This window comes from Alcanivorax sp. MD8A (assembly GCF_002888555.1).
Taxonomy (GTDB): Bacteria; Pseudomonadota; Gammaproteobacteria; order Pseudomonadales; family Alcanivoracaceae; genus Alcanivorax.
This window is the reverse complement of sequence record NZ_AQOQ01000008.1, coordinates 116,734-126,017: the sequence shown is the minus strand read 5'-3', so window position 1 is coordinate 126,017 and position 9,284 is coordinate 116,734. Positions and strand designations below refer to the sequence as shown.

Below are 9,284 nucleotides of genomic sequence, written 5' to 3'. Positions count from 1 at the left end.
GCATGCAAGGAGTTATTCAGAGGTTCCCTAACTTAAAGTGTTGCCGTGAGACGCCACAAGGGCTGCCCACTGGCCTGGTACTTTTCCTCAAAATCCGTCAGCGGGGATGTCTGCTCAGGCAGCGCCTGCAGTTCGCTGCTGACGCCGGTCATTGCCAGCGCACTAACGACTTCTTCCAGATACACCCGCCAGTTGCTGCGGTATTCGAGCACGCCTCCCATGGCCAGCAGACAGGGCCACACCGGGTGGCCATGCCAACGGCGTTTGAGATGGGCGCTCTTCGGCCAGGGATTGGGGTAGAGAATTTGATGACGCGCCACGGCGATGCCCTGCTCCGCCAGCAACCGCCACAGTCCGGCACAGTCCGCCCGCAATAACAGCAGATTGGCAGGCAGCGGAGAAAACCGCGTCAGCGCCCGGCCAAGCCGTGCCTCCGATTGATCCACACCGACAACCAATGCTTGCGGCTGAGAAAGCGCCAACGCCACAGAGGAACGCCCCGTCCCGCAGCCGGAGTCCAGCATCAGAGGGTGACCAGGCCCATTCTCATCGCGCCAGGTCTGTAGCTGATGGAAGGCCTGCCGGTCATGAGAGCTCACCGGTGCCTGCCACGGGTGATCAAGATGCTTCCTGACCGTGAGGGCGAGATCCTGGTGCTGCCCGGTTTGATTGCTGGTCACGGTACGGCTGTTGGCGAACATGGCGCTCCTGCGGCTGAGATCGCGATAACGGGCAGTGCATTATGCCTGCCACCAAGCCCGCCGATAACCCGAGCGGCCGCAATGGACGTAATCAGGCAGGCCATGTGACAGCCATTTGCCCGACGGGGGCCTAGTCTTTCCCTTTTTCGGCATCTTTCGCCGGCTTCTTCGAGCCCGCTTTTGCCATCAGACGACACGGAATGCGAATGGAATCCCGCCGCCAGTCAAGCCGATACGCTGTCCACAACCGGGGGCTGCGCCTGCTGATCTGTGTGCTCATCTGCACTCTTCTGGCAAGCTGCCTGCTGTCGGTGGTGTCGCTGAGTCAGTGGAGCAGTCAGGCCAAAGCAGAACAAACCCACACCTTGCCGCGATGGCCCAACGCTGACAATTCCGCTTACTGGCCTGCCCTGCAGAAGATGATCCAGTACCTGCCAGTAGGAAAACAGGGGGCGCTGCTCTATGACACCCGCACCCTGGTCGCACTGGAACATGCGACCCAGGCCATGCACCGGCCGCTCACCCCGGACGAACAGGCCCGCACCTACGCTATCCTGGTGCGCACTTTCTCCGCTGAGACAGCGACGGCCATCGAGCGCCTGTGGCAGCAGTATCAAAACTATCAGGTTGCCATTGCCCAACAACCCGGAATCGCCCTGCCAGCCCTGCAACAACTGCAAGCGGACCATTTCGGGGAACACGCATCCTCCCTGTTCAGACAACACAACCTGATGCAGGCAGCCCTGCAGCAGGATATGCCCTGATGGCATTGCGACCAGTCAAACCCACCCCCTTTGGCCTGTCACTGCTGGCCGGGGCACTACTGGGCCTCGGTTTCACCTTTGGTTCCCTGTATTTACTGGTCTGGGTGGCTTTTGTACCACTGCTGATGGCACTGCATTCCCCTTCGCCCAGGCCTGTCAGGCAAGCGTGGCGGTGCGGTCTGGTGGCAGGGATCGTCTTTCAGGTGATTGCCGCAAACTGGGTACTGCATTTTATTGAGGCGCTGTGGGATGCCGGGACTGTCATCACCGCTCTAATCGCTGCGCTGTTCTGGGGTTATGGCGCATTGCAGCTGGCGCTGCTGTCTGTGGTGTACCTCGGGTTGCAACAACGCACTGGCTGGCCTTGCCTGCTGATCTTCCCGGTGATCGTTACACTGGCCTTTGCCGGTTTTCCCACCCTCTTCAATGCCCAGTTAGGAGAAACCCAGAGCCGTTTCATCGTCGCCATTCAAGGCGTCAGTCTTACCGGGGTGTATGGCCTGGATGCGATCATCGCACTGGCTAACGCCCTGCTCTATCAGTACCTGCGTCCCCGCTCCGCGACACCACGGCGCGACAGGATCCACCAGGTGGTGAGCGGCCTGTTAATCGTCCTCTGGCTGGGCTATGGCGCGGTGGTGTTGCTGAGCGCCAGCCCGCCGGGCACCCGCCTCAGGGTTGGGTGGGTGCAGGAAAATGGGCCGGCAGGTGAAACCCGCACATCGACACCCGGATACACCGATAGCGACCCGCGGTCACTGGCCCTGTCCCGACAACTGGCCGTGGAGGGCGCCGAGGTGATCATCTGGCCGGAGACCGGTTTCAGTGCCTATTTTCAGCAGCCCCGGGTTCGACAGGCCATCCACCGCGCCGCAAAAGCGATGCGCACCCCGCTCTTGCTGCAAGGCATTGAGGTAGCGGATGGCAGGCAGTTCAACACCGTGGCCTGGGTGTCGGCCAGTGGCCTCGAGGCCGGCCGATACCGGAAACAGAAACGGGTTGCCTTTGGTGAATACCTGCCCCTTCTGGAGTACCTGCCTGACAGCTCCCGCTGGGCCAGACAATGGTTAAGCGGATTTTTCAGTGATATTGCCGCTGGCCACCAGCCTGCCGGGCTCCCGATCGCCGGTACCGACACTCAGCTCATACCGCTGATCTGCTACGAGGTCATGTTCCCCTCACTGGTCGCCGATGCCAGCCGGGTGGGAGCCGACCGGCAACTGTTGGTCATCGTGTCGAACAACGCCTGGTTCGGTAACACGGCTCAACCCTGGCAACACTGGCGTGCCACAGCCCTGCGCGCCGTGGAGACCGGCCGCCCCGCTCTGCATGTGATCAACAACGGGCCTTCCGGTGTCTTTCTCCCTGATGGTCGCCCCTGGGTTCATAGCCCCTACGGCACAGAAGCGGCCTACCTCGCCGAGGTCCCCATCCCTTCCCATGGCCCGACCCTGCACAGTCGCTACCCCAACGTCTTTTTAGCGCTCTGTCTCGCGCTTGCAGGTCTGATACTGGTGGTGGCCTTGAGGGGCGAAATAGTTACTCATCGCCCTCGGGGTCGGCCGGCTCCCCGGTGAGCCATTGCCACTGCTCTGCTTTTTCAGTGTCGTCCAACCGGGTATTCATCTGGGTACGCATGTTGTGCAAGGTGACACGAGCCATGCGCTCCTCGTCCGCGAACAAGGCATTGGCCAACGCCTCCCCCAGATAATCGCGCCGCAGACGTGCCAGCTGCTGCTGCCCGCTGGCCAGGGCTTCGACCCCACTGCGCTGCTGGAAACTGCCGGACAGATCCCGGTACATATTGCTGTAGTGAAAGTAACGCTCCATCACGTCAGCAGCCTGACGACCGGCGGTGTCAGGCATGACCGCGATGACCTGCTGTTGCAGCCAGGCAAGCTCAGCCAAGGTCAGTGACGCATCGCCACCAAGGAAAACGGTATCCAGTACAGCACGTAACTCGCGCCCTGGCTGAAGGTTGCCCTGCTCATCCACCGGCAACCCCGCCAGGGTCGCTTCCACCTGTTGCTCGCTCCAACGCCGCTGCGATGGGCTATCCAGCCGCCCGGATGGCTGCTGTGGATGCAAGGCGACGTTCGAACCCGCACGGCGACTGTCGGCAAGTTCAGCGCGGGTTTGTACGACCGGAGCGCCAGGGTCATGAGTCGCCAGCCTGCGGCCATCCCCCTTACCTTCACTCACCGCGAAGAACAACAACACTGATACCGCTGCCGACAGCGTCACCAGCAGCAGCGCCTGAATAACCCGCCAGGTCATGTCAGGTTGCCCCGACTACCTATCCCCTCTTGATTACGCATCTCACTGACGGTCATTCCCGCCCAGCCTTTCACGGCCCGACGCAGGCTGGAGCCACAGGAAAACCCGGCCAGTGCCGCCACCTCATCCACGTCGAGACTCGAATGACGCAGCTGATGGCTGGCAATTTCCATCCGCACTTCATAGAGGATCTTGCGGAAGGAAGCGGACTCGCAGGCTAGCCGGCGGGTCAGGCTACGGGGCGTCAGCCGCATCTGGCGTGCCACCGCATTCAAATCCAGATCCGGGCGAAAATAGGCCCGCACGTGCCAGAACACCCGCTCGGTAAACGTCACCGCCTCCACCCTGTGGGTCAGCTCCCGTTCGCATTCCCGGATCAGTTTTTCAAAAGCCCGTTTGCGAAACGGACGAAAGCGCTGAAACACATAGTCCATATGCGCAGAAATAGCGTATTCCTGACACCCAAAGGTAAGGCTGTCACAGGGGAGAATTTCATAAGGGCGGCGATCCGCGGGTTCAGGGAAACCAAGACGGACATGCAGAGAAGGATCTGCCACCGACTTGTTGCCACACTGATCCCAGATTCGCAACGTGATGGCGAGGCGCCATTCACGGATAAAGTCACGCATCAACGGGTCATCATCACTGCCCGTCATGTAATCAATGGGTTCGACAATGCGCCCATCCGCGTCCAGATAGGCATTCGGTTGTGCCGCATGTTCGGCGAATAACGGCTGGGCCGTAACCAGATAACGGCGAAACGCCTCGCCGGCGTGTTTCAAACTGGGGCTGCAGTGGACGACATACCCCACCGGCCCCCAGTAACTCCAGTCAAAGTGCATGCCCACCGCGAGTCCAAGACCCGGCCTCTGGCACAGATGAATGCCGTTATACAGAAGTCGCTGGAACTGCCGGTAGCTGATCATCACCTCCTGCATCTCAAACATGGGGGCGGATAAACCGGTCCCTTCCAGGAGACGCTCCAGCGGTGCTCCCAGATGACAGAATGCCTCGATAAAACCCAGAGGATGACGATGAAGGGGAACCAGCCCGCTGTTGGGGTCCAGATCCATCGGAGACTCCCGGAGATTGTTCTTGTTGTGATGCTCATGACTGCCCGGCAGCACACCACAACACGGCGGCCGAGGCCTCCACGAGGCGGCTACGGGATCAAGGCTAGCACCACAATGCGAACAAATCAGCATGGCAATTCCGGGGGCAGTGTCGTCACAGGCAACCACCAGGATTGCCTGTGACCGTTGGGCTTTACAGCCCCTTGCGTTCTACGTCCCAATCAGAGAGCCCACAGGCAGAGCAAGCGCCAGTGAAAAGGCTGGCCGCGTCACTGTCGCCGCTGAGCTGATACAGCCACCAGGCAGTGGTCATGGCTTTGTAGTCCCCGAAGTCTCCCACCGGCTCAAAGTGACTGGCGCCGTTGAGCGTCGCCCAGAACACGGGCACGTCTACACGGCTGAATACCGGCGCCTGATTCAACGTCGGTCCTGCCAGCGTGTCCAGCGAGCCGGACAACAGCAACATAGGCGCATGTTGCTGATACTGGGATGAAGTCTGGTGGCCAAGACCGAGGATGTACGGTTGCACCGGGGCGGTTGCCGTAATACGCGCATCGCGACCTGCCATGATTGTGCCGCCGCCGCCCTGGGAATGCCCGGACGCACCGATCTTGCTGAAATCAATGTTTCCTGCGTAACTGCTGTTCTGCAGGTAATCAATACAATCAAGCATTTCATCGCCGGAGCCGGCATTGCTGGTGTTGGCCGCCGCCACCACAAAGCCCCATGACGCCCAATGCTCAAGACCTGAACCGTAGGTCGTGGGGGTACCACCGGTGCCGTTGCCCCAGACAATCAATGGGTGGTTGCTACCCAGGTTGCGAGGGCGGTAAATGGTACAGCCAAGGCCGCCTGAATGACGGGTCGTGGTATAGGGCCCGTCTTCCTCATACGGGGCCAAGGGGTCACTGCCATTGCCGGCCAATACGGCAGCGCTGAGCAACAGCCCCGCCAGGGCTGCACCCGCGCGAAGCAGAGTGGAGATATTCCTCGTTGTAACGCGATCATGGATTTTCATTATTGGTCCCTTTCGATCGATTAATGTGCGGGGCAGCCCTGCCCGATCGCTCTCCCAAGCCATCAGCCGTTATCTTTACACTGCCAATGCGGGTTCAGGCTGCCCCGACCCGCCCCGGAAAACACACAAGATTCCCGACAGGCAGCACCGATTCTGTCGCGGCAGCAGATAGGCCGATATAACGGCACCGACGCCATTTGCCGTTCAACAGTGGCTCAGGTTCACCCCACAGAGGCAGTCCTCATCCCGGCCGTGAATGGCGTCACAGATGGATTTTCACTTTCACAATGCGTTGGCGTCCTGCACCCTGATATCAGGCCCCCTTTGGAGCAACGCCATGCCCAATCTGCTGACTATTGCGATCCTGATCATGACGCTAAGCCTGACAGCCACACTGCGGGCCCAGCCCATGGAGATGCATGTCATTTCTCGTCCTGATGCTGCCGCCCTGCTGCCTGTCATTGAGCCGTTACTGCCTGCTGGCGGTTCAGTTCAGGCCTATCGCGGCAAGCTGATCATCCGCACCACAGCGGAAAACCTGCGCAGCCTGCAAGGCGTGTTGGGTAATCTGGACGCCGAACCGGCGACCGTTGTTGTCCATCTGCGGCGCAGCGGTTCTTCCACTGGCAAAGAGCAGACCCTTGAGGGCACGGTGAGCCGCAATCGTGAGGGAGATCTCGACGCACAGGTACAGATTGGAGCACAGCAGTCCCGACAGCAGCAGCACGATCACTATCAGATACGCACCCTCTCCGGTTATCCCGCACGCATCAGTCGAGGCACATTACTGGCACTGTCGAACGGCGCCTACGGAACCCAGCTGGCCGCACTCGATCAGGGCATAGAGGTCACCCCGCAAAGCCTCCCGGACGGCCAGGTGGTACTCAGTATTCAGCAGCAACACGACACTGTTTCCGGCAACACCACAGCCAATACCCAGCACAGCGCTACCACCCTGCGCGTCACACCAGGCCAATGGCACCCCATGGGGAGCATCCGGATTGATCAATCCCGGCAGCAGCGAGGCATAGGCGGTAGCAGCCACCAGCGAAGTACATTGGTGCTGCCCATTGAGGTGATGGTGGAAGTTAATGAATAGTTAATAATGAATAATTAATAGCTGCGCGAGCAGCTTTCGTCTTTTCTCAAACGCAAGAGGCCGCGCCCAACCATTGGGCGCGGCCTCTATACTTTCAGGCAATCAACGACGCGCAAGCGCGCCGCTATTCATTATTAACTATTAATTATTCATTGCCTTTTTCAGTTCACGGCGACGACGGTGCAGAACCGGCTCGGTGTAACCGCTCGGCTGGGAGCAGCCTTCGAATACCAGCTCTACTGCTGCCTGGAAGGCAACGGAGCCGTCGAAGTCCTTGGCCATGGGCGTGTACAGCGGATCGTTGGCGTTCTGACGATCAACCACTTCAGCCATGCGCTTCAGGGTTTCCATCACCTGGTCTTTGTTGGTGATGCCGTGGTGCAGCCAGTTGGTCACGTGCTGGCTGGAGATACGCAGGGTAGCGCGGTCTTCCATCAGGCCCACATCATTGATGTCCGGCACCTTGGAACAACCAACACCCTGGTCAATCCAGCGTACCATGTAACCGAGGATGCCCTGGGCGTTGTTGTCCAGCTCCTGCTGGATTTCCTCAGCAGACAATTCACGGTCCAGCAGCGGCAGCGTGAGGATGTCGTCCAGGGAGGCACGCTCACGGCTGGCCAGCTTGGCCTGAACCTCGGCCACATTCACTTCATGGTAGTGGGTCACGTGCAGGGTGGCCGCCGTCGGGGACGGTACCCAGGCACAGTTTGCGCCCGCGTTGGGATGACCGGCCTTGTTGGCCATCATCTGTGCCATTTCATCCGGCATGGCCCACATCCCTTTACCAATCTGGGCGTGGCCCGGCAGGCCGCATTCCAGACCGATATCCACGTTCCACGCCTCGTAGGCATTGATCCACGGCATGCCTTTCATGTCGCCCTTGCGAGCAAACGGACCGGCTTCCATGGAGGTATGCATTTCATCGCCGGTACGGTCGAGGAAACCGGTATTGATGAAGATCACCCGGTCGCTGGCCTGACGGATACACTCTTTCAGGTTCACGGTGGTGCGACGCTCTTCATCCATGATGCCGATTTTCAGGGTCTTGTCGGCCAGGCCCAGCGCCTTCTCAACACGACCAAACAGCTCAACGGCAAACGCCACTTCTTCCGGGCCGTGCATCTTCGGCTTCACGATGTACACGGAACCGGTGCGGCTGTTGCTCAGCTTGTTGATCTTTTTCAGGTCGTGCATGGCAGCCAGAACGGTCACCATGCCGTCCATGATACCTTCCGGGGTTTCCTCACCGTTCATGAGGATGGCCGGGTTGGTCATCAGGTGGCCCACGTTACGCACCAGCAGCAGAGAGCGGCCGTGCAGGGTCAGGGTGGAGCCGTCCAGCGCGGTGTACTCACGGTCGCCGTTCATGGAACGGGTCAGGGTTTTGCCACCTTTTTCGAAGCTTTCCTGCAGGTCGCCTTTCATCAGGCCGGCCCAGTTACGGTACACCTCGACCTTGTCTTCAGCGTCAACCGCCGCAACCGAGTCTTCGCAGTCCTGAATAGTGGTGATGGCCGATTCCAGCAGCACGTCTTTCATGTTGGCAGCGTCATCCGCGCCAATCGGGTGGCTGGCGTCAAATTGCAGCTCAGCATGCAGGTTGTTGTGCTTGACCAGTACGCCGGTGGGAGCCGCGGCGTCGCCCAGGAAACCTTTCAGCTGGGATTCGTCTTTCAGGCCGGTCTTTTCGCCGCCAAGGGACACAACCAGCTTGCCATCGACAATCGCGTAGCCAGTGCTGTCCTTGTGGGAACCGTTGGCCAGCGGGAAGTAGTTATCCAGGAAGTCGCGCGCCCAGGCGATCACCTTGGCACCACGCTTCGGGTTGTAGGCACCGCCTTTCTCGGCGCCGCCTTCATCGGAAATTACGTCGGTGCCGTACAGGGCATCGTACAGGCTGCCCCAGCGGGCGTTAGCCGCATTCAGGGCAAAACGGGCGTTCTTCACCGGTACTACCAGCTGCGGGCCGGCAATAGTGGCGATTTCCTCGTCCACGTTCTCGGTGGTCACCTTGAACGCATCGCCTTCCGGCAGCAGGTAGCCGATCTCGGACAGGAACTGCTTGTATTCAGCCATGTCGATGGCCTGGCCCTTGCGCGCCTTGTACCACTCATCCATCTGTGCCTGGATCGCTTCACGCTTTTCCAGCAGCGCCTTGTTCTTGGGCGCCAGGTCTTTGAGGATGGCTTCCAGCTCGCCCCAGAAGTGATCCGGGTCGACGCCGGTACCCGGCGCGATCTCGTTGACTACCAGATCATGGAGTTCAGCAGCGATTTCAAGGCTACCCTTCTGAATACGATCGGTCATGGTGCTCCTACCCTTCTGGTCCAGAGAATCTTCAATAAAACG

At 59.9% G+C, this 9,284-nt stretch carries 8 protein-coding genes; 3 read left to right on the top strand and 5 right to left on the bottom strand.

Annotated features, from left to right (window positions below; genetic code table 11):
* Positions 1-32 precede the first annotated feature (32 nt).
* On the bottom strand, positions 33-701 hold the full coding sequence (locus A15D_RS06310) for a tRNA (guanosine(46)-N(7))-methyltransferase TrmB (protein ID WP_102791236.1): 669 nt from the start codon (positions 699-701) through the stop codon (positions 33-35).
* Between the two features lie 200 nt (positions 702-901).
* On the opposite strand from A15D_RS06310, the gene A15D_RS06305 reads away from it, so the two are divergent.
* Positions 902-1,465: a hypothetical protein gene (locus tag A15D_RS06305; RefSeq protein WP_146026856.1), complete on the top strand. Its 564-nt coding sequence runs from the start codon at positions 902-904 to the stop codon at positions 1,463-1,465.
* The gene (gene lnt / locus A15D_RS06300) at positions 1,465-3,042 is read left to right on the top strand and encodes an apolipoprotein N-acyltransferase (RefSeq protein WP_102791234.1); all 1,578 of its coding nucleotides are present in this window, start codon (positions 1,465-1,467) and stop codon (positions 3,040-3,042) included. Before A15D_RS06305 ends, lnt begins: the two co-directional genes overlap by 1 nt.
* On the opposite strand, the gene A15D_RS06295 is transcribed toward lnt, so the two are convergent.
* The 3 genes from A15D_RS06295 to A15D_RS06285 all read right to left on the bottom strand — a co-directional run bounded on the left by A15D_RS06295 (position 3,005) and on the right by A15D_RS06285 (position 5,833).
* Positions 3,005-3,742, bottom strand: coding sequence for a lipase secretion chaperone (locus A15D_RS06295; RefSeq protein WP_102791233.1), 738 nt, complete (start codon positions 3,740-3,742; stop codon positions 3,005-3,007). The two genes, lnt and A15D_RS06295, sit on opposite strands and share 38 nt — an antisense overlap.
* Complete coding sequence (locus A15D_RS06290) at positions 3,739-4,815, bottom strand: AraC family transcriptional regulator (RefSeq protein WP_022984362.1); 1,077 nt, start codon at positions 4,813-4,815, stop codon at positions 3,739-3,741. Before A15D_RS06290 ends, A15D_RS06295 begins: the two co-directional genes overlap by 4 nt.
* A gap of 193 nt (positions 4,816-5,008) precedes the next feature.
* Positions 5,009-5,833 (bottom strand): hypothetical protein, encoded by an 825-nt coding sequence (locus A15D_RS06285; protein ID WP_199175804.1) that lies wholly within the window; start codon positions 5,831-5,833, stop codon positions 5,009-5,011.
* A gap of 337 nt (positions 5,834-6,170) precedes the next feature.
* Between A15D_RS06285 and A15D_RS06280 the strand changes: the two genes are divergently transcribed.
* Positions 6,171-6,932, top strand: coding sequence for a hypothetical protein (locus A15D_RS06280; RefSeq protein ID WP_102791250.1), 762 nt, complete (start codon positions 6,171-6,173; stop codon positions 6,930-6,932).
* Between the two features lie 141 nt (positions 6,933-7,073).
* On the opposite strand, the gene A15D_RS06275 is transcribed toward A15D_RS06280, so the two are convergent.
* The gene (locus A15D_RS06275; protein WP_102791231.1) at positions 7,074-9,242 is read right to left on the bottom strand and encodes a malate synthase G; all 2,169 of its coding nucleotides are present in this window, start codon (positions 9,240-9,242) and stop codon (positions 7,074-7,076) included.
* Positions 9,243-9,284: the final 42 nt, after the last annotated feature.